Source organism: Micromonospora sp. 067-2, from assembly GCF_046549295.1.
In the GTDB taxonomy this organism is placed as follows: Bacteria; Actinomycetota; Actinomycetes; order Mycobacteriales; family Micromonosporaceae; genus Micromonospora.
The window spans coordinates 238,312-264,147 of the sequence record NZ_JAJPWB010000008.1 but is presented as its reverse complement, the minus strand read 5'-3'; the positions used below and the strand labels follow the sequence as shown (position 1 = coordinate 264,147).

Below are 25,836 nucleotides of genomic sequence, written 5' to 3'. Positions count from 1 at the left end.
TCGCACCGTCTGATGCCCCGCACCGCCGCACCGCCCCCGTGCCCCCTCACGAAGGCGACCGCCGTGCTCCTCGCGTACCCGTTCCGCGTCCTCGTCCCCCGCCGGGCGGCACCGGAGGCCGCCGTGTCCACGGCGGTGGCGCTGCTCGTCCTCGCCGGCGCCGGCCGACTGGTCCCGACCTCCGTGGTGATCGCGTTGGCCGGCGGCGCGGGCGCCACGCTCGCCGGAGTGCGGCTCTCCCGGCTGGCAACGCGGCGCCGGCACTCCGCCGATCCGTCGCCCAGCGATCCGTCGTCGCCCGCTGATCCGTCGCCGCGCGTGGCCGGGCTGTTGCTCGATGCGGCGGTGGTGGCAGCCGGTCTCAGCGCCGCCACACTGCCGCTGATCGGCACCGGGCACCGGGCCGCCGCGCTGGTCGGCCCGCTGGTCGTGGCCGCACTGTCCGCGGCCGGCCTGCGCCGGCTCCCTGGCCGGACGGGACCATCGATGCGGGTCCTGTCGCGCGCGCTGGTCGAGGCGACCGGCCCGGCCATCGGGCTTGCCCTCGCCGCCTGGCTGCTGCTGCCCCGCGACACACTGCCGGTGCCGGCCCGGCTGGCTGCCGCCCTGGTGCTCGGCGGTCTGGGCATGGCCGCGCTCACTGCCTTCACCGGTCCGTACCGTCGCGCGGCCGGCGCGATCTGCCGGGGTGGTGTCCTCCTCACCCTGGTCGGGTTGACGCTGCTGGCCGCCCTGCCGCCCGCGTCCGCCGGTCGGGCGGCCCTGCTGGCCGTGCCACCCCTGGTGCTCGGGATGCTGCTCACCGCGCTCGGCGCGGGCGACGCGGTGGCTGCCGACGACGCGGTGGCTGCCGGTGGCGCGGTGGCTGCCGGTGGCGCGGTGGCTGCCGGTGGCGCGGCTGCTGCCGGCGGCGCGGCGACCGGCGGCGACGCGGTGGCTGGCGGCGGCGCGGCGACCGGCGGCGACGCGGCGACCAGTGGTTGCGTGGTGGCTGGCGGCGACGCGATGGCCACGGACGACGCGCAGCCGGCGGCGGGTCGGGTCGCGCCGGCCTGGCCCCGGGCGGTGCTTCCGGCAGCGGTGCTGCTGCTGGCGACGGGCCTGCACCTGGGCGCGGGCCGGTCGCCGGACCGGACGAGCGTGCTGCTGGCCCTGGCGGCGGTGCCGCCTCTGGTGCTGCGCGAGCTGCTGCGCACCGGCGACGCGGCCACTTCCGAACGGCGTGCCGCGCACCGGCGGCGGGGCGGCCGGGAGGTCCGGCACCGGCGCACGGCTCAGCCGCGCTGGCTAGGTGCGTCGGAGCACCCGGCCGGTACGACCGGCGGCGCACCGCACACCTCGAGCGGTGTCGGCTCGGTCTGGCCGTCCGAGGTCGGCGCGACCTGGTCGACACTCGGCCGTCGGTCCGTACCGGCCGGTGGTGGCGGTCCGGGGGACCGGGCGGCCCTGTTGGACGCCCTCGCCGCGATCGGCGACGTGCCCGCGCCGGTCGGCGCGCTGCTGCTGGTGGACCTGCACGGCACCGACGGGATCGGGCCGACGAGCCGCGAGGACGTGCTGGCCGAAGCGGTCCACCGGGCCCGCGCGATCATCGCGCCCGGTGACCTGGTCACCGGCTGCACCGGGGCCGGCTTCGCCGTGGTCACCGCCGCCGGCCCGGTGTTGGCGTACGCGCTGGGCACCCGTCTGCTGACCGCGCTCACCCCGCCCTACCGGCTCGCCGGTTCGGTGCTGCGGGTGCAGGCGAGCATCGGGCTGGCCGAGGTGAGCGGCGCCGGGCCGGCGGACGTGCTCCGGCAGGCCGAGCTGGCCCGGCGGCGGGCCGTGCAGCTGGGCCGGGACCGAATCGAGTGGTACGACGCGTTCCTGGAGGAGCAGCTCGTCCGCCGGCTCGACCTGGAACGTGAACTACCCGGTGCGGTGGCCCGCGGTGAGCTCGATCTGGTCTACCAGCCGGTGCTGGACCTGGCCGACCGGCAGCCGGTGGGCGCCGAGGCGCTGCTGCGGTGGCGCAGCCCGGTGCTCGGCACGGTGCTGCCGACCGAGTTGCTGCCGGTAGCCGAGGATCTGGACCTGGTCGGCGAGCTGGAGTGGTGGGTGCTGGATCGGGCCTGCCGACAGTTGGCCGAGTGGTCGGTGGGCAGCAGGGAACTGTGGATGGCCGTCAACGTCACCACCCGGGAGCTGACCACCCCCGACTTCGTGCAACGCGCCGCGGCGGTGCTGGCCGCGTACGGGGTGTCGCCGGAGCGGCTCGTGGTGGAGGTGGCCGAGCCGAGGATCGCCGCCGACCTCCCGACCGTGGTGGCCCGGTTGGCCGGGCTGCGGTCGTTGGGCGTCCGCACGGCCCTGGACGACTTCCGGGCCGAGCACGCGTCCCTGGCCCAGCTCCGTCGGCTGCCGATCGATCTGCTGAAGGTCGGCCCGGAGTTGGTGGGCGCGCGACCGGACGGGCAGCCGCCGCTGATCGACGTCGTGGTCAACGTCGGTGAGCGGCTGGGAGTGGAGATCGTCGCCGAGGAGTTGGAGTTTCCCGCTCAGGTCGAGGGAGCGCACCGGGCCGGTTGCCGGTACGGGCAGGGCTTCGCGCTGGCCCGCCCGGCAACGGCCGAGCGCGTCGAGGCGTACTTCGAGGAGTTCCCGTCGGCGTCGCGCTGACCCGGGCACGATGATGAACCGGTTCATCTGTCGCGGGGCGGTGCGGTGCTGCCACGCGGGGTGAGGTGTGCGGTCTCGTCCTGCATCCGGGCGGCAGGCTGTCCGGCGATGACGGTGAGCAGTTGCCGGGCGGCGTGCGCGCCGTACGCCGGGATGTCCCGGCTCAACGCGGTCAGCGGCGGGTGCACCAACCGGCAGAGCGGTGAGTCGTCCCAGGCCACGATCGACAGGTCGCCGGGGACGGTGAGCCCCATCTCCTGTGCCACGGAGAGCCCGGCGATGGCCATCACGTCGTTGTCGTAGATGACCGCGGTGGGCCGCTGGGCGGAGCTGAGCAACCGGCGGGTGGCTCGTCCGCCCTCCTCGCCGGTGTAGTCGGACCACACGGTGACCGCGTCGACCAGGCCGAGCTGCTGGCACACCGCCGCGAAGGCCTCGTCGCGGATCTCGGTGTGCCGCAGGTCGGGGAGGCCGCCGACCCGGGCGATCCGCCGGTGCCCGAGCGCGACCAGGTATTCCACGGCCTCGGTCAGCGCGGCGGCGTCGTCGGACCAGAGGCTGGCCAGGTCTCCGGTGCCGCCCGGCCCGCCGATCACCACCGCCGGCAGTTGGAGTTGTTCCAGTGCCGGGATGCGTCGGTCGTCGGTGCGCAGGTCGCAGACGAGCACGCCGTCGACCCGGCGCTCGCCCCACCAGCGTCGGTAGACCGCGATCTCGGCGTCGTGGTCGGCCACCACCTGGAGGGTGAGCGCGTACGAGCGGGCGGAGAGTTCGGCCTCGACGCCGCTGATCAGCTCCATGAAGAAGGGCTCGATGCCGAGTATCCGGGCGGGCCTGCAGAGGGCCAGGCCGACCGCCTCGGCGGTGGCGGCGGAGAGGGCCCGCGCGGCGCTGCTCGGGCTGAACCCGATCTCCTGGGCGATGGCGAGGATGCGTTGCCGGGTGGCCTCGGAGACACCGGGTTGCCCGTTCAGCGCGTACGACACGGCGCCCTTGGACACCCCGGCGCGTCGGGCGACGTCGGCGATGGTCGGCCGCTTCACCGGCGTGCTCCTCCACTCTCCGGCCGCGTGGGTCCGGGGTTCTGCCTGCCGTGGTGACGCCTGTGGTCGGGCACCCGTGGTGCGTCGGCGGCCTCAACCTAGCGCAACCGGTATGGGAGCCCTCGGCTGGTTGGTCACCGTCGGGTGCGATCCCTGGTGGTGATGGACTTGCCCGGTTCAGCGTAGCGGTGCGCTCCCGGATGTGGTGTGCCGGCAGGTGCGCGCAGCGGTGGGAGAAAGCGCTCCACCACGCGTGTTCGCGCTCCCACGGGTCCCCGCAACTGTCGATCGTGCGCCTTCTTAACAAGCCGTTGACACTCCCGGAACAGGCCCGTACGGTGACGTCACTTATCCGGTTCAGTCAACGTCTCTCGATGTCGGGAGCGTTCCCACTCGTTCGGAGGATGCCATGAAACGCTCCTGGACCCGGTGGGCCCGTACGGTCGCCGTGGGCACGGTCGGTCTCGCCCTGGTCGCCGCGTGCAGCGGCAAGAGCGGGCAGGATTCCGACGCGGCGGACGGCCAGGTCAACCTTAAGATCAACTTCTGGGGCGACTTCGGCCTCCAGGACCTCAAGACGAAGTACGAGGCGGCCAACCCCAACGTCAAGATCCAGCTGAACTCGGGGGAGTACAACGCCCAGCACGAGGATCTGCAGAAGAAGCTGGTCGCCGGCTCCGGTGCGGCCGACATCGCCGCCATCGACGAGGGCTTCATGGTGCAGTTCCGCAGCCAGTCGGACAAGTTCGTCAACCTGCTCGACAAGGGTGCCGGCTCGTACGAGAGCAAGTACCTGCCGTGGAAGTGGAAGCAGTCGCTCTCGGCCGACGGCAAGACCCAGATCGGCCTCGGCACCGACGTCGGTGGTCTGGCCATGTGCTACCGCACCGACCTGTTCAAGAACGCCGGGCTGCCCACCGAGCCCGCCCAGGTCTCCGCCCTCTGGCCTACCTGGGACAGGTTCATCGAGGTCGGCCAGAACTACACCGGCAAGACCAACAAGAAGTTCATCGACGCCGGCAGCAACCTGTTCAACCCGATCCTCGGTCAGCAGCAGGTCGGCTTCTACGACGAGCAGGACCAGCTCCAGATGGAGCAGGGCCCGAAGGTGGCCTTCGACTACACCATCAAGGCGATCCAGGCCGGCCTCTCCGCCAACCTGGCCAGCTTCCAGGCGGACTGGGACAAGGGCTTCACCAGCGGCGCCTTCGCGGTGCTCGCCTGCCCGGCCTGGATGCTCGGGCACATGAAGGACACCGCCCCCGGCACCCAGGGCAAGTGGGACATCGCCGCGGTGCCCGGTGGCGGCGGCAACTGGGGCGGCTCGTTCCTGACCATTCCCAAGCAGAGCAAGCACGTCGACGAGGCGTACAAGCTGCTGGAGTGGTTGGTCCAGCCGGAGCAGCAGATCGAGATCTTCAAGAAGGTCGGCAACCTACCGTCCCAGCCGGCCCTCTACAGCGACCCGGCCATCGCCGACTTCAAGAACCCCTTCTTCACCAACGCGCCGGTTGGTCAGATCTTTCCGAAGATGGCGCAGGGCCTGACCCCGCAGTACCTGGGCAAGAAGAACGGCCCCACCCGGGTGGCCGTGGAGAACGTGTTGATCCGGGTGCAGAACAAGAGCCTGAAGCCCGAGGCCGCCTGGGCCGAGGCGGTCAAGGAAGCCGGAAAGGCAAGCACCTCCTGACCCCGTCGTGCGGGGGCGGGCCGGACGCCGGGCCGCCCCCGCACCATCCGCGCGTACCCCGTCTCTTCGGCCCTGGAGTGTCCGATGTCCACCACCCGCGCCGCGCCCGCGCCGTCGGGCCGTCACACCGCCGACGGGCCCCACGGCCACGGCACCGAACCGGCCCCCCGCCGGTCCAGCTGGCGTGACCGGCTGTACCGGTTCGACACGCGTTACATGCCGTACGTGCTGATCGCCCCGTTCTTCTTGATCTTCCTGGTCTTCGGCCTGTTCCCGCTGATCTTCAACGGCGTGGTCGCCCTGCGGAACTACCGGCTGGACGATCCGACGCTGACCGGCTGGGCGGGCCTGGCCAACTTCCGTCAGCTCTTCGGCGACGACGACTTCTGGAACGCGCTCTACAACACCTTCGGCATCTTCCTGCTCTCCTCGGTGCCGCAGCTGCTGCTCGCGCTGATCGTGGCGTCGTTGCTCAACCGCCGGCTGCGGGCGCAGACGTGGTGGCGGGTGGGGGTGCTGCTGCCGTACGTCACCCCGATCGTCGCCTCGACCATGGTGTTCAGCGTCTTCTTCTCCCGCGACTTCGGTATGGCCAACTGGGTGCTCGGCCTCTTCGGCATCGGCGACGGCGACCCGATCGACTGGCGGGCCGACAAGCTGCACGCCTGGATCGCCATCGCCACGATGGTCAACTGGAAGTGGATCGGCTACAACGCCCTGCTCTACCTGGCCGCCATGCAGTCCATCCCCCGCGACGTCTACGAGGCAGCCGCGGTCGACGGCGCCGGTCCGTGGCGCCAGCTGTGGCGGATCACCGTGCCGATGATCCAGCCGGTCATCGTGTTCACCGTCATCCTGTCGACCATCGGCGGGTTCCAGCTCTTCATCGAGCCGATGCTGTTCGATCTCAACGCACAGGCCGCCACCGGTGGACCCAACGGCGAGTGGCAGACCATCGCCCAGCTGATCTACAAGGTCGGTTGGAAGGACCTCAACCTCGGCTACGCGGCCGCCATGAGCTGGGCGCTCTTCCTGATCATCCTGGTCGTGGCCGGGATCAACACCCTGCTGACCAACCGACTCTCCGGAGGGCGATCCAGGTGAGCGCCGTCGACACCGCACCGCCCCGCCCGGCGGCCACCAGCACCCGCCGCCGTCGGGCCGCCCTGATGGGTCGCGCCCCACAGGAGACCCCGGCCGGCGTGGGGACGTACCTGCTGCTGGCCACCTCCATGCTGTTCGCGGCGTTCCCGCTGTACTGGATGTTCGTCATCGCCACCAGCAACGACGAGGCGCTGGCCCAACTCCCGCCGGCAGTGGTCCCCAGTGACCGGTTCCTGGTCAACCTGGACGAGGTCTTCTCGCTCCAGGACGTCTACTTCGCCGCGTCGCTGATCAACAGCGTCATCGTCTCGACCGTGGTGACCGTCTCGATGCTGTTCTTCTGCTCGCTGGCCGGGTTCGCCTTCGCCAAGCTGCGGTTCGCCGGCAGCCGGTGGCTGATGCTGTTCGTGGTGCTCACCCTCACCGTGCCCAACCAGCTCGGCGTCGTCGCGTTGTACATCGTGATGGGCAAGCTGGGCTGGAACGGCACCCTGTTGGCGGTCATCGTGCCCGGCCTGGTCACCGCGTTCGGCGTCTTCTACATGCGGCAGTTCATCGTCAACACCGTTCCCGACGAGCTGATCGAGTCCGCCCGGATGGACGGGGCGACCACGATGCGGGTCTACCGCTCCATCGTCCTGCCGGCGATCCGGCCGGCCCTCGCGGTGCTCGGCCTGCTCACCTTCGTGGCGACCTGGAACGACTTCCAGTGGCCGCTGATCACCCTCGGCGGCACCGACTACCCGACCTCGATGGTGGCCATCTCCGACCTGGCCAGCGGCAACTACGTCATCTATCGCCGCGTGCTCGCCGGTGCGTTCGTGGCTACCATCCCCCTGCTGATCATGCTGTTCATCGGTGGACGCCAGATCGTCCGCGGAATCATGGAAGGTGCGGTGAAGTCTTGAGCCGACAGGCACTTCACGACGGTTGGACCCTGCGGGCGACGCCCGGGGCGCAGGTGCCGGCCGAGATCGCCGGGCTGGCCGTGCCGGCCACCGTGCCCGGTTGCGTGCACACCGACCTTCTCGACGCCGGGCTGATCGCAGACCCGTACCTCGACGACAACGAGTTGGGCCTGGCCTGGATCGGCCGCACCGACTGGACCTATCGGACGAGCTTCCGGCGCCCGCCGGGGGATTTTGACCGGATCGACCTGGTCTGCGCCGGCCTGGACACCGTCGCCACGGTCACCGTCAACGGTGTCGAGGTCGGCCGTACCGAGAACATGCACCGTGGCTACCGGTTCGACGTCCGGTCGCTGCTGGGCGACGGCGACAACGACCTGGTGGTCACGTTCGATTCCGCCTACCGGTACGCCGAGGCGCAGCAGGCGCGGCTCGGCGACCGGCCCAACGCCTACCCGGAGCCGTTCCACTTCATCCGCAAGATGGCCTGCAACTTCGGTTGGGACTGGGGGCCGACGCTGGTCACCGCGGGTATCTGGCAGGAGATCGGCCTGCACGCCTGGTCCACCGCCCGGCTGGCCACCGTCCGTCCCCTGGTCACCCTGGCCGGTCGGGACGGGCAGGTCGAGCTGCACGTCGAGGTCGAGCGCGTCGCCGACGTCCCGCTGACCGTCCGGGCAACCGTCGCCGGCGCGTACGCCGAGGTGGTCGTCCCGGCCGGGCAGCGCACGGCCGTGCTGACCCTCACCGCCCGCGAGCCCGCGCTCTGGTGGCCCCGGGGGTACGGCGAGCAGGCGCGCCACCCCTTGGAGGTGACCCTGCACGCGCCGGACGGCGACACCCTGGACAGCTGGTCCCGACTCATCGGCTTCCGCTCGGTGCACCTGGACACCACCCCCGACGAGCACGGCACGCCCTTCGCGCTGTCGGTCAACGACGTCGCGGTCTTCGTGCGCGGGGTCAACTGGATCCCGGACGACGTGTTTCCCCACCGGGTCACCCGGAAGCGCCTGGCCGAGCGGTTCGACCAGGCCGCCGACGCCAACGTCAACCTGCTGCGCGTCTGGGGTGGCGGCCGGTACGAGTCGGCGGACTTCTACGACCTCGCCGACGAACGCGGGCTGCTGGTCCAGCAGGATTTCCTGTTCGCCTGCGCCGCGTACCCGGAGGAGGAACCGTTCGCCGGCGAGGTGGCCGCCGAGGCCGCCGAGCAGGTGACCCGGCTGGCGCCACACCCGTCGCTGGTGCTCTGGACCGGCAACAACGAGAACATCTGGGGCTGGCACGACTGGGACTGGCAGGAGCCGCTGGCCGGGCGCACCTGGGGGCGCGGCTACTACCTGGACGTGCTGCCCCGCACCGTCGGCGAACTGGACCCGACCCGCCCGTACTGGCCGGGCAGCCCCTGGTCGGGCACCGAGGACATCCACCCCAACGACCCGGCGCACGGCACCACGCACATCTGGGACGTGTGGAACACCGACGACTACCGCAAATACCGGGAGTACGTGCCCCGCTTCGTCGCCGAGTTCGGCTTCCAGGGCCCACCGGCGTACGCCACCCTGCGTCGGGCGCTGACCGACGAGCCCCTCGCCCACGACTCACCCGGCATGGCGCACCACCAGAAGGCCGCCGACGGCGACGCCAAGCTCCAGCGGGGCCTGGACGCGCACCTGCCCGCCCCGGCCGACTTCGACGACTGGCACTACCTGACGCAGCTCAACCAGGCGCGGGCGATCCAGCTCGGGGTGGAGCACTTCCGCTCGCACCGGAGCGTCTGCGCCGGCACCATCGTCTGGCAGCTCAACGACTGCTGGCCGGTCACCTCCTGGTCCGCCGTCGACGGCGACGGCCGGCGCAAACCACTGTGGTACGCGCTGCGCCAGGCGTACGCCGACCGGCTGCTCACCCTGCAGCCCCGCGACGGTGGCCTGGCTCTGGTCGCGGTCAACGACAGCGGTACGCCCTGGCGCGCATCGGCCTCGGTGACCCGACTGACCCTCGCCGGCGAACCTCGGGCGAAGACGACGATGGAGTTGGAGGTCCCCGCGTACTCGGCGGTGACGCTGGCACTGCCGGGGGAGCTGGCGCGGCCGGAGGAGGCCACGCGTGAGCTGCTGGTCGCCGAGGCGGGGGAGAGCACGCGGCGGGCGCTGTGGTTCTTCGCCGAGGACCGGGACGTCGACTGGCCGGTGGCAGCCTGGGACGCGTCGGTCGAGCCGGTCGACGGTGGGCAGCGGGTCCGGGTCACCGCCCGCACGGTGCTGCGCGACCTGACGCTGTTCCCGGACCGGCTGGACGCCTCGGCCGGGACCGACGAGGCCCTGGTCACCCTGTTGCCGGGCGAGTCGACGACCTTCACCGTGCGCGCCGACGGGCCACTGGACGCCGCGGCCCTCGTCGCCCGCCCGGTGCTGCGCTGCGTCAACGACATCCAGCGAAGCTAGGCCGCCGCCGGTCGCAACCGGGGGCCGTCGCAGTGGTGAGCGTGATGCCTCAGAGTCATCAATATGACTCTGAGGCATCACACTCCTTGCCATCCGTCGAAGGGCCATGCAGCCGGGTGTCCGGGGGCGCTGACTGAGCGTTGAACGACCCGAGATCGTTGATGTCGTGTCGATCAGGCCGGCGCGAGCGCGAGTCCGGTGGTTACTCCGGGACGCGGCGGTAGGCGCCGTCGCTGGCCGAGGTGGCCATCGAGGCGTACGCGCGCAGCGCCGCCGACACCGGGCGCTGCCGGTCGGTCGGGGTGTACGGCTTGTCGCGCTTCTCCTCGGCCACCCGTCGCGCCTCCAACTCGTCGGACGGCACGTTCAACTCGATGGTGCGGCCGGGGATGTCGATGACGACCTCGTCGCCGTCGCGGACCAGGGCGATCAGCCCTCCGGAGGCCGCCTCGGGGGAGACGTGCCCGATGGAGAGGCCGGAGGTGCCGCCGGAGAAGCGGCCGTCGGTGAGCAGCGCGCAGGACCGGCCCAGCCCGCGTCCCTTGAGGAACGAGGTGGGGTAGAGCATCTCCTGCATGCCGGGGCCCCCCTTGGGGCCCTCGTATCGGATGACCACGACGTCACCGGCGACCACCTGCTTCGCGAGGATCGCCGTGACCGCGTCGTCCTGCGACTCGTAGACCTTGGCCGGACCGCGGAAGGTCAGGCAGTCGTCCGGCACACCCGCGGTCTTGACCACGGAGCCCTCCGGGGCCAGGTTGCCGTGCAGGATGGCCAGCCCGCCGTCGGCGGAATAGGCGTGCCCGAGGTCCCGGATGCAACCGCCGGCCGCGTCGGTGTCCAGCGACGACCAGCGGTTGGTGGTGGAGAACGGCTGCGTGGTGCGCACCCCGCCGGGTGCGGCGTGGAACAGCTCGACCGCCGTCGGCGTCGGCGAGCCACCCCGCACGTCCCAGTCGGTCAGCCACTGCGCCAGGGTGGGCGAGTGCACGGCGTGCACATCCCGGTTGAGCTGCCCGGCCCGGTCCAGCTCGCCGAGGATCGCCGGAATGCCGCCCGCCCGGTGCACGTCCTCCATGTGGTAGTTCGGTGAGTTCGGGGCGACCTTCGCCAGACAGGGCACCCGCCGGGAGATGGCGTCGATGTCGGCGACGCCGAAGTCCAACTCCGCCTCGCGGGCGGCGGCCAGCAGGTGCAGCACGGTGTTGGTGGAACCGCCCATCGCCACGTCCAGGGCGACGGCGTTCTCGAAGGCGGCTTCGGAGGCAACGACGCGGGGCAGCACCGAGTCGTCGTCGCCGTCGTACCACCGCTTGGAGATCTCCACGACGGTGCGGCCGGCCTCGACGAAGAGCGACCGGCGCGCGGCGTGGGTGGCCAGCGTCGAGCCGTTGCCGGGCAGTGCCAGCCCGATCGCCTCGGTGAGGCAGTTCATCGAGTTCGCGGTGAACATGCCGGAGCAGGAGCCGCAGGTGGGGCAGGCGGAGCGTTCGATCTCGCCGAGTTGCTCGTCGGTGACTGCCTCGTTCGACGAGGCGATCATCGCGTCGATCAGGTCGATCTTGCTGTGCACGACGCCCTCGATCGCCATCGTCTTGCCGGCCTCCATGGGCCCGCCGGAGACGAAGACGGTCGGAATGTTGAGTCGCAGCGCCGCCAGCAGCATCCCTGGAGTGATCTTGTCGCAGTTCGAGATGCAGACCAGGGCGTCCGCGCAGTGCGCGTTGACCATGTACTCGACCGCGTCGGCGATCAACTCACGGCTGGGCAGCGAGTAGAGCATACCGCCGTGGCCCATCGCGATGCCGTCGTCGACCGCGATGGTGTTGAACTCCCGACCCACCCCGCCGGCCTCGGCCACCGCGTCGGCCACCAGGCCGCCCATGTCCTTGAGGTGTACGTGACCAGGCACGAACTGGGTGAAACTGTTGGCGATGGCGACGATCGGCTTTCCGAAATCGTCGTCGGTCATCCCGGTGGCCCGCCAGAGGGCCCGGGCGCCGGCCATCGTCCGACCGTGCGTGGAGGTCTTCGACCGCAGCTCAGGCATGCATACCAGCATGACACCGCAGCCGCGCCAGCCGTCCGGAGTGTGCACGTGTCCCAACAGATGCACATCCGGTCCCCCACGGCGAGCACTCATCCGGCACTCTTGAGGGCGTGCATCTTCCCCCGGGCATGGTCGCCGTGTCGGCGCTGAGCGGGCTCGTCGCCGCTGCGGCCGTCGTCCTGCTGACCGTGGTCGCCCGGCGGCGCACCGGGCCGCGCCGGCCGGCGCACGTGCTGCTCGTGGTGGCCGCCGGGGCCGCTCTGTTCAGCCTGTTGGTCGGGGTGTGGGCGGCGTTCGCGGCGAGCGACCACTGGGCGCACGAGCAGGCACAGCGCACGGGTTGGGCCACCGTGGTGGCGATCGGTACGGCGGTGAGCGGGCTGGTCTTCTCCGCCGGTCTGCTCCGGCTGCCCGGAGTGGCCGCCACCGCGGCGGGGACCACCCGGCTCGCCCTGGACGGCCTGATCATGGCCACCGCGCTGTGGTTCGTCGGCTGGGTGCTCTTCACCGAGCCCACCCGGTTGCTCGGCGCCGCCACCCCGATGGCCTGCCCGGCGATCCTGGTGGCCACCGTGGCCGCCGCGCTCGGCGCCGGGCTGGCCGTGATCGTGGTCTTCCGGGCCGCCGCTCCGCGCCGACGGCTGGCCGCGCTGGGCACCGGCATCAGCGCGGTGACCTGCGGTGGGCTGGGGCTCGCCGCCGGGCTCTGCCAGGCCGGGCCGACGATCGCCCTGACCGGCGCGGCGGTGCTCGCCGCCGGCCTGCTGACCGTCGCGCTCGCGGTGCACCGGGCCGACCGACCGGGGCAGGTCGAACTGGATCTGACCGGTCGCGACGGTGAGTACGCCATCGCCCCGATGCTGGCCATGGCCGCCTCGGCCATGTACCACCTGCTGCAGGACGGTCGGTTCACCGCAGCGGGCATCGTGGCCGGCAGCGTGGAGGGCTTCGCCCTGGTGGCCCGGCAATACCTCAGCCTCAAGGACGTCCGGAACTACGCCGGTCGGCTGGCCGAGCGGGAGGCGCACTTCCGGGAGTTGGCTCACACCGATCCGCTGACCAGCCTGGCCAACCGCCGAGGGCTGCTGCGCGCGCTGCACGACAGCGCCGCGGTGGGCACCCCGTGCGTGCTGCTCGGTCTGGACCTGGACGGCTTCAAGAACGTCAACGACATGCGTGGCCACGACGTGGGGGATGCGGTGCTGGCCGAGGTCGGCCGGCGGTTGCGCGGCAACCTTCGCCCCGGCGACGTTGCGGCCCGGCTCGGTGGCGACGAGTTCGCCGTACTCATGGCGGGTCGGCCGGCCGAGGCGGACCGGGTCGCCGAACGACTGCTCGGGGTGCTCAACCGCCCGTACGACCAGTCCGAAGGGCCGGTCTTCCTGTCGGTGAGCATCGGAGTGGCCGGGTGGGCCGCCGAGCCGGACGTGGAGCTGCTCCTGCGACACGCCGACCTGGCGCTGCGCTACGCCAAGCAGCGCGGCAAGAACCGGATCGAGCGCTACGACGCCACGTACGACCAGCTGCTGCGTCGGCGAACGACGCTGGAGCACGAGCTGCGCGGCGCCATCGAGCGCAACGAACTGCGGCTGGCCTTCCAGCCGGTGGCCTCGCTGCCGTCGGTACGGCCGGTCGGCGCCGAGGCGCTGCTGCGCTGGCATCACCCCGAGCTGGGCAACGTCCGTCCGGACGAGTTCATCCCGCTGGCCGAGGAGTGCGGCATGATCGCCTCGCTCGGCGCCTGGGTGCTGCACCAGGCCTGCTACCAGCTCTCCCGCTGGTTGGCCGACGGGCACGACGTCTGGGTCTCGGTGAACGTCTCGCCGCGTGAGCTGCACGCCCCGGAGTACGTGGTCCAGGTCGCCGAGGCGCTGCGCGCCCACCACGTGCCACCGCAGCGGCTGGTGCTGGAGGTCACCGAGCACGCCGTCGCCACCGACCTCGACGAGCTGATCCGTCGGCTGACCGCGCTGCGGCTGACCGGCGTACGGATCGCGCTGGACGACTTCGGCGCCGGTTACTCCTCGCTCGGGCAGCTGCGCCGGCTGCCGATCGACATCCTGAAGATCGACCACAGTCTGGTCGCCGAGCACGAGCCGGTCCGGCCGGTCGGCAGGGACGGCCCGGCCTTCGCGCCGATGGTCGACATCGTCATGCGACTGGGCCACCAGCTGGGGCTGGAGGTGATCGCCGAGGGGGTGACCACACCCACGGAGTTGGCGGCGGTGGTGGCGGCCGGCTGCCGGTTCGGCCAGGGCGCGCTCTTCGGCTGGGGCGTGCCGGCCGAGCATCTGGAGGCGATGTTGGAGGCGGCCACCTCACCGGGTGCGCGGCCAGCGCCACTGCCCGCGCCACGCCGGGTTCCGGGTGGGTCCGGGCAGGTCATCCCGCTGTCCGAGGGCGCGTCCCAGGCCGACGCGCCGTACTCCGTTAACCAACATGTGGGATCAGTTGACTCATCGCGTGAGATGCGTCAGGCTTAGCCGCATGTCGTCGTACCGGTCGCTGCGAGTACTTACCTGAGCGCACTCTCCCTCATCGAGAGTGCGCTGGCCCCGTGCATCTGCACGAGGGCCGTTTTTATTGCCATCGGAATCTGTCGGGGCGGGCCCCGCCCGCGTCGCATCGCTGAACAAGCCCCAGCCACTCCAGCCGAAGGCCAGAACCGCCATGACGAGACCCACGCCCGAGACCCTCGCCCACACCGCCAGGCGGGCCCGCGCGACCACCGAGCCGACCGTCGATGCCGCCGCCGCGCGCACCCCGGCCACCCCGGCCACTCCGGCCACCCCAGCGGTACGGACACCTGCTCCGGCCCAGATTTCCGGTGCCGGTTCGCTGGTGCGGTCCCTTGAGGCGCTCGGCGTCGACGTCGTCTTCGGCATCCCGGGCGGCGCGATCCTGCCGGCGTACGACCCGCTCTACGACTCCAGCGTCCGGCACATCCTCGTCCGACACGAACAGGGCGCCGGGCACGCGGCGACCGGGTACGCGCAGGCCACCGGCAAGGTCGGCGTCTGCATGGCGACCTCCGGCCCGGGCGCCACCAACCTGGTCACCCCGATCGCGGACGCGTACATGGACTCGGTGGCGATGGTGGCGATCACCGGTCAGGTGGCGCGCCCGTCGATCGGCACGGACGCCTTCCAGGAGGCGGACATCCAGGGCATCACCCTGCCGATCACCAAACACAACTTCCTCGTGCAGTCTCCCGAGGAGATTCCGCAGGTGCTGGCCGAGGCGTTCCACCTGGCCAGCAGCGGCCGGCCCGGCCCGGTGCTGGTCGACATCCCGAAGGACGTGCTCCAGGCGTCGACCACCTTCACCTGGCCGCCGACCCTGGACCTGCCCGGCTACCGGCCCACCCTGCACCCGCACGGCAAGCAGATCCGGGAGGCGGCCCGGCTGATGGCCTCCGCCCGCCGGCCCGTGCTCTACGTGGGCGGTGGGGTGCTCAAGGCCGGTGCCACCGACGGGCTGCGCCGGCTGGCCGAGGAGACGGGCATCCCGGTGGTCACCACGCTGATGGCGCTCGGCGCGTTCCCCGACTCGCACCAGCAGCATCTGGGGATGCCCGGCATGCACGGCACCGTCGCCGCGGTCTACGGCCTGCAGAAGGCGGATCTGATCGTCGCCCTGGGCGCGCGGTTCGACGACCGGGTCACCGGCCAACTGGACTCGTTCGCCCCGGACGCGACGGTGGTGCACGCCGACATCGACCCTGCCGAGATCGGTAAGAACCGGCACGCGGACGTGCCGATCGTGGGTGACGCCCGGCACGTCATCGACGAGCTGATCGCGGCGGTGGCCGTCGAGCGGTCGGCCGGGCACAGCACCGACCTCGGCGACTGGTGGACCCAGCTGGACGATCTGCGTAACCGCTACCCGCTGGGCTACGACGAGCCGGCCGACGGCACGCTCTCCCCGCAGTACGTGATCAAGCGGCTGGGTGAGATCGTCGGCCCGGACGCGATCTTCGTGGCCGGGGTGGGCCAGCACCAGATGTGGGCGTCCCAGTTCATCTCGTACGAGAAGCCGCGCACCTGGTTGAACTCCGGTGGCCTCGGCACGATGGGCTACGCGGTCCCGGCGGCGATGGGCGCCAAGGTCGGCAAGCCGGACACGGTGGTCTGGGCGGTGGACGGCGACGGCTGCTTCCAGATGACCAACCAGGAGCTGGCCACCTGCGCGCTGGAGGGCATCCCGGTCAAGATCGCCGTGATCAACAACGGCAACCTCGGGATGGTCCGGCAGTGGCAGACGCTGTTCTACAACGAGCGTTACTCCAACACCGACCTCGGCACCCACAAGCACCGCATTCCGGATTTCGTGAAGCTCGCCGAGGCGCTGGGCTGCATCGGGTTGCGCTGCGAGAACGCGGCCGACGTGGACAAGACCATCGCCGCCGCCATGGAGATCAACGACGCCCCCGTGGTGATCGATTTCGTGGTCGGTAAGGACGCCATGGTCTGGCCGATGGTGGCAGCCGGCACCAGCAACGACGAGATCATGTTCGCCCGCGGCGTCCGCCCGGCCTTCGACGAGGATGACATCTAGTCGTGACCGAACGCACCGAGCGCAGCGAGGGCCATGAGGGCATGACAAAGGAGACTGAGTGACCATGCACACGCTTTCCGTCCTGGTCGAGAACAAGCCCGGTGTGCTCGCCCGGGTCTCCGGCCTGTTCTCCCGACGCGGGTTCAACATCGACAGTCTCGCGGTCGGCGAGACCGAGAACCCCGACGTCTCCCGGATCACCATCGTGGTCAACGCGGACTCCTCGCCGCTGGAGCAGGTCACCAAGCAGCTCAACAAGCTGGTCAACGTGCTCAAGATCGTCGAGCTGGACCCGCAGGTCTCGGTTGCCCGGGAGTTGCTGCTGGTGAAGGTCCGTGCTGACCGGTCCGCACGGACCCAGGTCCTGGAGACAGTCACCCTGTTTCGCGCCCGGGTGGTCGACGTCGCACCGGACACGCTGACCATCGAGGCCACCGGCACCCCGGACAAGCTCGACGCGCTGCTGCGCGACCTCGAGCCCTTCGGCATCAAGGAAATGGTCCAGTCCGGGCTGGTGGCGATCGGGCGCGGCTCACGTTCGATCACCGCTGGCCCCGCACTCCGGGCCGCCTGACCTGCTGTGGCCGGCCCTGGCGGGCCGTCCCGAACCCATCCACACAGTCCACGACGGGCCGCCTGTGGCCGTCGTACGAAAGGGAAGCTGCAATGAGTGTTGAGGTGTACTACGACGACGACGCCGACCTCGGCCTGATCCAGGCCAAGAAGGTCGCGGTGATCGGCTACGGCAGCCAGGGCCACGCCCACGCGCTGTCGCTGCGCGACTCCGGTGTCGACGTGGTGATCGGTCTGCCGGAAGGTTCGAAGAGTCGCCCCAAGGCAGAGGAGCAGGGCCTGCGGGTGGTCACGCCGGCGCAGGCCGCGGCCGAGGCCGACGTGATCATGGTGCTCGCGCCGGACACCGCCCAGCGTTCCCTGTACACGGAGTCGATCGAGCCGAACCTCGCCCCGGGCAAGGCGATCTTCTTCGGTCACGGCTTCAACATCCGGTACGGGCTGATCAAGCCGCCGGCCGAGGTGGACGTGGCGATGGTCGCGCCGAAGGGCCCCGGCCACCTGGTCCGCCGCCAGTACGCCGACGGTAAGGGCGTGCCCTGCCTGGTCGCCGTCGAGCAGGACGCCAGCGGCAACGCGCTCGCGCTCGCCCTCGCGTACGCCAAGGGGATCGGCGGCACCCGCGCCGGCGCGATCAGGACCACCTTCACCGAGGAGACCGAGACAGACCTCTTCGGCGAGCAGGCGGTGCTCTGCGGCGGCGCGGCGGCACTGGTGCAGACCGGCTTCGAGGTGCTCACCGAGGCGGGCTACGCCCCGGAGGTCGCCTACTTCGAGTGCCTGCACGAGCTGAAGCTGATCGTCGACCTCATGTACGAGGGCGGCATCGCGAAGATGCGTTACAGCATCTCCGACACCGCCGAGTACGGCGACCTCTCCCGCGGCCCGCGCATCATCGACTCCCGGGTCAAGGACGAGATGCGCAAGATCCTGGGCGAGATCCAGTCCGGCGAGTTCGCCCGTGAGTGGGTCGCCGAGGACGAGGCCGGCCGGCCCAACTTCACCAAGTGGCAGGCCGAGGGTGCGGCGCACCCCATCGAGGAGACCGGCAAGAAGCTGCGCGGCATGATGAGCTGGGTCGACCGCCCGATCACCGAGACCGCCTGACCCGTCAGGACGACGACTCCCGCCGGCCCGGGCCGGCGCTCTCCCCAGCGCCGCGCCCAGCCGAAGATCCGTACGACATCAGGGATGTTGGCCCCTCCAGCCTTGAGGGGGAGGCACTATCCCGATGTTGTGCGGATCTCGGCGTTGCGGGCCGGCGGGCGGTCGTTGCCGGCGGCGTTGTGGGTGGGGCCGCGACGGCGACGTCTCGTTGCCCTGACCGTTTCGGTCAGGTGAACGGCCGATGTCTGCCGTCCGGTGCGGCGTGTGAGGGCCCTCACCACAAAGACCGGAACACGCCGACCAGCGTGGCCCCTACGATCGCCTGTAGGTGCAGCAGCCGGCACCTGACGGCCACGGCACGGATCAGCGCAGGGCGCAGTGCAGCGCCTGGACGCCCCGGCCGATCGCAAACACGACATCTACGAGGACCGATGAATCCTGTCGTACTGATCGCCGAAGAACTCGCTCCCGCCGCCATCGAGGTGCTCGCCCACGACTTCGACGTCCGTCATGTCGACGGCACCGATCGGCCGGCCCTGCTCGCGGCGCTCTCCGAGGCCGACGCCGTCATCGTGCGTAGCGCGACCCAGATCGACGCCGAGGCGGTCGCCGCCGCGCCTCGACTGAAGGTCGTCGCCCGGGCCGGCGTCGGGCTGGACAACGTCGAGGTGCCGGCCGCCACCGCGCGTGGCGTCATGGTCGTCAACGCCCCCACCTCGAACATCGTGTCCGCCGCCGAGCAGGCCGTCGCGCTGCTCCTGGCCGTGGCCCGCAACACCGCGAGCGCCAGCGCCGCGTTGAAGGCGGGGGAGTGGAAGCGGTCGAAGTACACCGGGGTCGAGCTGCAGGGCAAGACCGTCGGCGTGGTCGGGCTCGGTCGCATCGGCGTGCTCTTCGCGTCCCGCATCGCCGCGTTCGGCACCCGGCTGATCGCGTACGACCCGTACATCCAGCCGGCCCGTGCGGCGCAGCTGGGCGTACGCCTGGTCGGGCTGGAGGAGCTGCTGCGGGAGAGCGACTTCATCTCCATCCACCTGCCGAAGACCCCGGAGACGGTGGGCCTGATCGGTGAGAAGGAGTTGGCGATCGTCAAGCCCGGCGTCCGCATCGTGAACGCCGCCCGTGGTGGTCTGGTCGACGAGCAGGCTCTCGCGAACGCCATCGCCGAGGGCCGGGTCGCCGGTGCCGGGGTCGACGTGTACAGCAAGGAGCCCTGCACCTCCTCGCCGCTGTTCGCGTTCGACAACGTGGTGGCCACCCCGCACCTGGGCGCCTCCACGCACGAGGCGCAGGACAAGGCTGGTCTGGCGGTGGCCAGGAGCGTGAAGCTGGCGTTGCAGGGCGAGTTCGTCCCGGACGCGGTCAACGTGCAGGCCGGCGGCGTGGTCGCCGAGGATGTCCGGCCGCTGCTTCCGCTGGCCGAGAAGCTCGGCCGGGCGTTCACCGCGGTCGCCGGCGGGGTCGCCGCCAGCGTCACGGTCGAGGTCCGCGGTGAGATCGTCGCCCACGACGTGTCGGTGCTCAAGCTCGCCGCCACCAAGGGCTTGTTCAGCTCCGTGGTCGAGGAGCAGGTCACCTACGTCAACGCCCCGCACCTGGCCGCCGAGCGTGGCGTCGAGGTCAGCCTGGCGAGCCTGGCCGAGACGGCTGAGCAGCCCACCCTCGTCACGGTGCGCGGCGCGCTGCCCGACGGCCGTACGGTCAGCGTCTCCGGCACGGTCACCCACGCCGGTGCTCGTGACGTCCTCAAGCTCACCGAGGTGGACGGCTTCGACGTGGAGATCGGCGCGGAGGGCATCCTGCTCTTCCTGCGCTACGCCGACCGGCCCGGGGTGGTCGGCACCGTCGGCACCCTGCTCGGCGAATCGGGAATCAACATCGCCGCCATGCAGGTGGCCCGGCGCGAGGCTGGCGGCGAGACGCTGATGACGCTCACCGTCGACCAGGCGCTCGGCGCGGACCTGCTCACCTCGGCGGCCGACTCGATCGGCGCGACGGCGGCCAGCGCGGCGGATCTGCGCGACGAGTAGTCGACGGCAGCACCACGGGGGGCCCGGCGATGCGCCGGGCCCCTGTCGTGTCGCCGTTTCCGGTTGGGTCAGCCGGCCAGTCGGGCCGGGGGTGGATAGACCGAGCCGTCCTGCGGGTCGAAGAGCATCAGCCCGTGCTCGCCGGCCAGCCTCTCGATGTCCAGCAGCACCTGATCCGCGCAGCTCGGGTGCAGGTTCAGCTCGACATGGTCGTGCGCGGCGTGTAGCGGCGTCACCGCCCACGGGCTGTTCGGGCCGGGGTGCCGGTCGGGGTAGGAGGCGGTGATCGCCCGGTAGAAGCTGACCACCCGCGGGTCCGGGTAACGGTCGATGTGCCGCCCCTGCCGGCAACCCTCGACCGCGGACCGCACGCCCTCGGGCGTCGCCCCGTCCTCCAGGGCCCACACGCTCAGATCGAAACTCACGGCGGCCAGCGTGCCATCCGTCGTTCACCATGTCGAAACTGCCTCGCCGCAGGCCCACCGTCGATCCGCGACACTCCGGTCACGACGGTCCGCTGTGGAGACCCTTGCGTTGAGTTGCGTCGATTCGCTAGCGTACCGACTGCGGTCACTGGCCGAGTTCGCGGCGCCGGCCCGTCTTCGGGTGGCGCGGTCGACGTCCGGCCCGACCGGTCCGCACCCCTCGATTGCGCGAGCCACGCGCACTCGTCGCTGATCGGCCCCCACGGTCGTTGCCGAGACCGCGGGGGCCGATCGCGGGCCCGACCGGCCGACCCAGGGGCGACCGAGGCGCGAATCGGGCCGGAATGCCGGGGCTCGGTGCGGAGACGTTCCGCTCAGCGCCGGTGGGCGAAGAGCGCACGGTAGTCGGAGCCGGCGCGGAACCAGGCCAGGCCGGTGGGTCCGGCGGCGTAGAGCGCGGTGGCGTAGGCGTCGGCGACCGTGAGGTCGGGGCCGACGACGGTGGCGGCGACAAGCTGGTTGGCCGGTTCCCCGGTGTGCGGGTCCACCACGTGTCCCTGTCGCCCGGTCACCCCGGAGGTGCCGACCGCGCCGGCGGTCATCTCCAGCACCAGCGGCGCGCGTTCCGGTGCGGTCGGGTGGTGCACCGCCACCCGCCACGGGCCGCCGTGTGGCGCATGGCCACGGACCACCAGGTCGGCGCCGGTGAGCACGGCGTAGTCGTGGATGCCGGCGGCGCGCAACCGGGCGGCGACGCGTTCCACCGCCCAGCCGCCGAGCAGGCCGCCCGGGTCGAAGCCGCCCGGGACCGCCCAGGCGTCGAACCACCCGTCGGTGGCGGCCCGCATCGCCGTGCAGCGGTCCACCAGGTCGGCCAGCGGCGGGTACGAGTCGGGGCTGATCTCGCCCCGGCGCAGCATCGAGACCAGGCTCTCCGGCCGGTTCGGGCCGTAGGTGAGGTCGATGGCACGCAGTTCGGCGACGCTGTCCTGCAGGGCCTCGCCGACGCCCCGACGGCCGAGCCACTCGGGCGCGTTGAGCAGCAGGGTGTACTCGGCGGTCGGGGTGCGTACGGTGTGCTGCACGGCGATGCGGCCCTCGGTGGCGCCGGCGGGGTCGATCCGTTGACGGCTGCTGCCGAGCCGAAGGTCCGGACGGCGGTTCCGGAAGGCCGACGGATCCGGCCAGCGGGTCCGCGGCTGCTCGTCGATGCGCATGGCCTCTGCCCCCTCGCAGTTGGCGTCGCGTGATCGGCGACCCCCGGTCGCAGGCCCCCCTGACCCGCTGACCCCCACGGTAGGCAGCGGAGATGACTGGCTCATGGGTGTCACCTGAGAGGGTGCTGTGGATCCAGTCATCCCATAGTGTGGAAGATCTGTACCGGGAGGCGGGACGGAGACGTACCGTTGCCGGATCGGGCGGTCGAGGATGAGGAGTGCGGGCGTGGCGCGGATCGCGGTGGTGGCCGGGGACGGCATCGGGCCCGAGGTGGTCGCGCAGGCCCGCAAGGTCCTCGACGCCGTGCTGCCCGGCGTGCAGGCCACCGAGTACGACCTCGGAGCGGCCCGATGGCACCGTACCGGAGAGGTGCTGCCCGATTCGGTGCTGGCCGAGCTGGCCGGGCACGACGCGATCCTCCTCGGCGCGGTCGGTGACCCGACCGTTCCGCCCGGGGTGCTGGAACGGGGTCTGCTGCTCAAGCTCCGGTTCGCCTTCGACCAGTACGTCAACCTGCGACCGTCCCGGCTCTGGCCCGGCGTCGCCGGCCCGCTCGGCAACGTCAAGCCCGGCGAGGTCGACCTGGTGGTGGTGCGGGAGGGCACCGAGGGTCTCTACGCAGGGGCTGGCGGTTCGCTGCACCGCGACACACCCGCCGAGGTCGCCACCGAGGAGAGTCTCAACACCCGGCACGGCGTGGAGCGCGTGATCCGTGACGCGTTCACCCGCGCCGGCCGCCGGGAGCGGCGCAAGGTCACCCTGGTGCACAAGACAAACGTGCTCACCCACGCCGGGTCGCTGTGGGCGCGCACCTTCGACGCGGTCGCCGCCGAGCACCCGGACATCGCCACCGAATACCAGCACGTCGACGCTGCCGCGATGTTCCTGGTCACCCAGCCGCAGCGCTACGACGTGGTGGTCACCGACAACCTGTTCGGCGACATCCTCACCGACATCGCCGCGGCGGTCACCGGCGGGATCGGGCTGGCCGCCAGCGGTTGCATCAACCCCGAGGGCACACATCCCTCCATGTTCGAGCCGGTGCACGGCTCGGCACCGGACATCGCCGGGCAGGGCATCGCCGACCCGGTCGCCGCGGTGCTGTCCGTCGCGCTGCTCCTGGAGCAGCTCGGGCACGCCGAGGCCGCGTCCCGGGTCAACGCGGCGGTCGCCGCCGAGCTCGCCGGCCGGACTCCGAGCGTGGCACTGCGCACCGACGAGGTCGGTGACCGGCTCGCCGCGTACGCCGTAGCCTGATCCGCCTCCGGCGTCCCGCGCCGGCCGGTGCGGTGGCGAGCCGTCGTTTGTCCTCGATGCCATCGGGCGGCGCTACCCGCTGAACGACCGTTCGGGGTAAGTTTCTGGCACAGCCATGTCGGTGTGCGATCCCGCATGCCGTTGTCCCGCAAGGAGGTCAGCGCGATGAGCGGTGGTGACAAGCTCGACTTCGAGATCCGTCCGAATCCCGCGCCGGTATCCGCCGCCGACCGGGCCGCCCTGTTGGCCAACCCCGGGTTCGGTCGGGTGTTCACCGACCACATGGTCACCGTCCGCTACGCCGACGGCAAGGGCTGGTACGACGCCCGGGTGGAGGCGCGCGGGCCGATCCCGATGGACCCGGCCAGCGCCGTGCTGCACTACGCGCAGGAGATCTTCGAGGGGTTGAAGGCGTACCGGACCACCGACGGCGGCGTCACCATGTTCCGGCCGGACGCCAACGCCGCCCGGTTCGCCGCCTCGGCGCAGCGGATGGCGATGCCGGCCCTGCCGGCCGACGTCTTCGTCGACTCGCTGCACAAGCTCATCGAGATCGACCGCGAGTGGATCCCCACCGGCGCGGACGGCAGCCTCTACCTGCGGCCGTTCATGTTCGCCAGCGAGGTCTTCCTCGGTGTCCGGCCCGCCAACGAATACCTCTACCTGGTGATCGCCTCGCCGGTCGGGGCGTACTTCAGCGGCGGGGTCAAGCCGGTCACCGTCTGGGTCTCCCCGGACTACACCCGGGCGGCGCCCGGCGGCACCGGCGCGGCCAAGTGCGGCGGCAACTATGCCGCCTCGCTGGCGGCGCAGGCCGAGGCGATCGAGGCCGGCTGCGACCAGGTGGTCTTCCTGGACGCCGTGGAGCGCCGGTTCGTCGACGAGTTGGGCGGCATGAACGTCTTCTTCGTCTACGACGACGACAGCGTGGTCACCCCGCCGCTGACCGGCACGATCCTGCCCGGCATCACCCGCGACGCGATCCTCACGCTGGCCGCCGCGGCCGGGCAGCGGGTCGAGGAGCGGCCCGTCACGTTCGCCGACTGGCAGGCCGACGCGGCCAGCGGCCGGCTCCGCGAGGTCTTCGCCTGCGGCACCGCCGCCGTGGTCACCCCCATCGGCGGGGTACGTTTCCCGGACGGCGAGTTCCTGATCGGCGGCGGCGAGCCCGGCCGGGTGACGATGGCGCTACGCCAGCAGCTGGTGGACATCCAGCGTGGCAACGCCCCCGACCCCCAGCACTGGGTCCACCGCGTCCTCTGACCCCTCCCGCCCCCACCCCTCGCCCCGTTGATCTAGGGCATATCGTCGTGGATAAAGATCCGCTAGTGGCGATATGCCCTAGATCAACGAGGTGGGAGGGCGGGGGTCAGGTGAGTAGGTGGTTGCGGAGGGCGGCGAGCTGGTCGTCGGTCACGCCGGCGTGGCGCAGGTACGCCTCGACCGAGCCGTGCCCCTCGCGCAGCTCGTTGAGGAAGATCTGCATCGCCTCGGCGGGTGAGGCCAGGAACGGTGCCGGCACGTCCGCGCCGTTCGGGTTCGTGGCGGCCAACCAGGCGCTGTACCGGGCCGACGCCTCGCTGCTGAGCGCATAGTCCGCGGTGATGTCCGCGTCGTCGACGCCGAGCACGGAGAGGGTCAGCGCGCAGACGATGCCGGTGCGGTCCTTGCCGGCGACGCAGTGCACCACCACCGGAGCGTTGGCGGAGTCGGCGATCAGCCCGACCGCCTCGGCCAGCCCGGCGGTGCCGGTCTGTGCCAGGGCGGCGTAGCGGTCGGCGAGGTAGCGGGCCAGGCTGGCGCCCTCCTCGTGCGGCACGCCCGACCAGTCGTCGTGCTCCGGATGGATGTGCCGGTAGGTCAGCCCCTGGTACGACGGCACCCGGCCGTCCCGCTCCACCTCGGTGGGGCGGCGCAGGTCGATGACGGTACGGATGCCGATCGCGGCGAAGGCGTCCCGGTCCTGCTCGGTGAGGCGGTGCAGCGAGTCGGAGCGGTAGAGCCGGCCCCGGGCTACGGTGCGCTCGCCGTCGCCGACGTAGCCCCCGACGTCGCGGAAGTTGAAGGTGGCGGGCAGCGTGATCTGGCGGTTGTCGTCGATGGCGTCCACGCTCACACGGTAACGGCCGGGGGGTGGCAACCCCACCGGCCGTCGGGTCCGTTCGGTTATCGGGCGGTGCCGGGCGGGAGCGCGCCGTACGTCTCGTCGTAGTAGCCGCCCAGCTGATTCCGGTAGGTCGGGTCGCTGTGGCTGGTCTCGTCGTACTCCGGGGCGGCCTTGATCTGGTCGCGGGTCCGGTCGACCGAGACGGTGCGGTGGTCGTGGTCGACCTGGTTGACCGTGCCGGCCGGCAGCATCACCTTCTTGCCGAAGATCCACGGCCCGGTGTCCACCACCAGGTAGCTGCCGTCCACCTCGTGGCTGGCGCTGTCGATCTTGCCGATCCCGCCGTCCGTGGCCTCGACCTTGTAGCCGACCAGGTCGGCGTCGGCCACTCCGGCCTGGTCCCGGTAGCGCCAGGGGTCGAAGGTGCCGGCCGGCGCGCCGCCTGGCACGGTGCCCTGGTCGCCGCCGGGCAGCGGGTCCGGCCCGGCGTGGGTGGCGTGCGGATCGATCCTGTCCATGCCGTTCACTCCTGACTGTCGCCGATCGTCTCGACGTCGGTGGGTGTCCCCGCAGGAGCTACCCGGCCGCCGGGGGCCGGAAACGACGAGGGGCCGACACCGGAAACGACGACGGGCCGACACCGGAAACGGCGACGGGCCGAC

The 25,836-nt window shown here is 71.5% G+C and carries 18 protein-coding genes; 12 read left to right on the top strand and 6 right to left on the bottom strand.

The features are described from left to right. Nucleotides 1-63 precede the first annotated feature (63 nt). Nucleotides 64-2,658 (top strand): EAL domain-containing protein, encoded by a 2,595-nt coding sequence (locus tag ACLJN9_RS20960; protein ID WP_410813143.1) that lies wholly within the window; start codon nucleotides 64-66, stop codon nucleotides 2,656-2,658. Nucleotides 2,659-2,681: 23 nt separating this feature from the next. Here ACLJN9_RS20960 and ACLJN9_RS20955 read toward each other — a convergent pair whose 3' ends face one another. Further along, nucleotides 2,682-3,701 carry a LacI family DNA-binding transcriptional regulator gene (locus tag ACLJN9_RS20955; protein ID WP_410813142.1) on the bottom strand — a complete coding sequence of 340 codons (1,020 nt, stop codon included), beginning with the start codon at nucleotides 3,699-3,701 and terminating at the stop codon, nucleotides 2,682-2,684. 409 nt (nucleotides 3,702-4,110) lie between these two features. Here ACLJN9_RS20955 and ACLJN9_RS20950 point away from each other — a divergent pair, with 409 nt between their 5' ends. The 4 genes from ACLJN9_RS20950 to ACLJN9_RS20935 all read left to right on the top strand — a co-directional run bounded on the left by ACLJN9_RS20950 (nucleotide 4,111) and on the right by ACLJN9_RS20935 (nucleotide 9,850). After that, complete coding sequence (locus tag ACLJN9_RS20950) at nucleotides 4,111-5,391, top strand: extracellular solute-binding protein (protein WP_410813141.1); 1,281 nt, start codon at nucleotides 4,111-4,113, stop codon at nucleotides 5,389-5,391. Nucleotides 5,392-5,475: 84 nt separating this feature from the next. Further along, nucleotides 5,476-6,495, top strand: coding sequence for a carbohydrate ABC transporter permease (locus tag ACLJN9_RS20945; protein WP_410813140.1), 1,020 nt, complete (start codon nucleotides 5,476-5,478; stop codon nucleotides 6,493-6,495). A gap of 65 nt (nucleotides 6,496-6,560) precedes the next feature. Next, nucleotides 6,561-7,403 carry a carbohydrate ABC transporter permease gene (locus ACLJN9_RS20940; protein WP_410813323.1) on the top strand — a complete coding sequence of 281 codons (843 nt, stop codon included), beginning with the start codon at nucleotides 6,561-6,563 and terminating at the stop codon, nucleotides 7,401-7,403. Then, complete coding sequence (locus ACLJN9_RS20935) at nucleotides 7,400-9,850, top strand: glycoside hydrolase family 2 protein (RefSeq protein ID WP_410813139.1); 2,451 nt, start codon at nucleotides 7,400-7,402, stop codon at nucleotides 9,848-9,850. Before ACLJN9_RS20940 ends, ACLJN9_RS20935 begins: the two co-directional genes overlap by 4 nt. Before the next feature lie 202 nt (nucleotides 9,851-10,052). Here the strand turns inward: ACLJN9_RS20935 and ilvD are convergent, their stop codons facing one another. Further along, nucleotides 10,053-11,900: a dihydroxy-acid dehydratase gene (gene ilvD / locus ACLJN9_RS20930; protein WP_410813138.1), complete on the bottom strand. Its 1,848-nt coding sequence runs from the start codon at nucleotides 11,898-11,900 to the stop codon at nucleotides 10,053-10,055. A gap of 128 nt (nucleotides 11,901-12,028) precedes the next feature. Here ilvD and ACLJN9_RS20925 point away from each other — a divergent pair, with 128 nt between their 5' ends. From ACLJN9_RS20925 to serA, 5 genes are all read left to right on the top strand, one after another. Beyond that, a complete protein-coding gene (locus tag ACLJN9_RS20925; RefSeq protein ID WP_410813322.1) occupies nucleotides 12,029-14,383 on the top strand; it encodes a putative bifunctional diguanylate cyclase/phosphodiesterase in 2,355 nt (784 codons plus the stop codon). 187 nt (nucleotides 14,384-14,570) lie between these two features. Then, entirely contained in the window at nucleotides 14,571-16,457 is a 1,887-nt protein-coding gene (locus ACLJN9_RS20920) for an acetolactate synthase large subunit (protein ID WP_410813137.1), read from the top strand. Between the two features lie 58 nt (nucleotides 16,458-16,515). Then, nucleotides 16,516-17,031 (top strand): acetolactate synthase small subunit, encoded by a 516-nt coding sequence (gene ilvN / locus ACLJN9_RS20915; RefSeq protein ID WP_410813136.1) that lies wholly within the window; start codon nucleotides 16,516-16,518, stop codon nucleotides 17,029-17,031. Nucleotides 17,032-17,123: 92 nt separating this feature from the next. Continuing rightward, nucleotides 17,124-18,137 carry a ketol-acid reductoisomerase gene (gene ilvC, locus ACLJN9_RS20910; protein WP_410813135.1) on the top strand — a complete coding sequence of 338 codons (1,014 nt, stop codon included), beginning with the start codon at nucleotides 17,124-17,126 and terminating at the stop codon, nucleotides 18,135-18,137. Between the two features lie 431 nt (nucleotides 18,138-18,568). Continuing rightward, nucleotides 18,569-20,167, top strand: coding sequence for a phosphoglycerate dehydrogenase (gene serA / locus ACLJN9_RS20905; RefSeq protein WP_410813134.1), 1,599 nt, complete (start codon nucleotides 18,569-18,571; stop codon nucleotides 20,165-20,167). A 68-nt stretch (nucleotides 20,168-20,235) separates the two neighbouring features. Here the strand turns inward: serA and ACLJN9_RS20900 are convergent, their stop codons facing one another. Both ACLJN9_RS20900 and ACLJN9_RS20895 read right to left on the bottom strand, forming a co-directional pair. Beyond that, on the bottom strand, nucleotides 20,236-20,592 hold the full coding sequence (locus ACLJN9_RS20900) for a hypothetical protein (protein ID WP_410813133.1): 357 nt from the start codon (nucleotides 20,590-20,592) through the stop codon (nucleotides 20,236-20,238). A gap of 374 nt (nucleotides 20,593-20,966) precedes the next feature. Next, complete coding sequence (locus ACLJN9_RS20895; RefSeq protein ID WP_410813132.1) at nucleotides 20,967-21,809, bottom strand: FAD:protein FMN transferase; 843 nt, start codon at nucleotides 21,807-21,809, stop codon at nucleotides 20,967-20,969. Nucleotides 21,810-22,035: 226 nt separating this feature from the next. On the opposite strand from ACLJN9_RS20895, the gene ACLJN9_RS20890 reads away from it, so the two are divergent. Further along, the gene (locus ACLJN9_RS20890; protein WP_410813131.1) at nucleotides 22,036-23,067 is read left to right on the top strand and encodes a 3-isopropylmalate dehydrogenase; all 1,032 of its coding nucleotides are present in this window, start codon (nucleotides 22,036-22,038) and stop codon (nucleotides 23,065-23,067) included. A 165-nt stretch (nucleotides 23,068-23,232) separates the two neighbouring features. After that, nucleotides 23,233-24,330, top strand: a complete 1,098-nt coding sequence (locus ACLJN9_RS20885) for a branched-chain amino acid aminotransferase (RefSeq protein WP_410813130.1) — start codon at nucleotides 23,233-23,235, stop codon at nucleotides 24,328-24,330. Nucleotides 24,331-24,436: 106 nt separating this feature from the next. Here the strand turns inward: ACLJN9_RS20885 and ACLJN9_RS20880 are convergent, their stop codons facing one another. Further along, a complete protein-coding gene (locus tag ACLJN9_RS20880) occupies nucleotides 24,437-25,207 on the bottom strand; it encodes a tyrosine-protein phosphatase (protein ID WP_410813321.1) in 771 nt (256 codons plus the stop codon). A gap of 26 nt (nucleotides 25,208-25,233) precedes the next feature. Beyond that, entirely contained in the window at nucleotides 25,234-25,692 is a 459-nt protein-coding gene (locus tag ACLJN9_RS20875; RefSeq protein ID WP_410813129.1) for a PRC-barrel domain containing protein, read from the bottom strand. Between the last annotated feature and the right edge of the window lie 144 nt (nucleotides 25,693-25,836).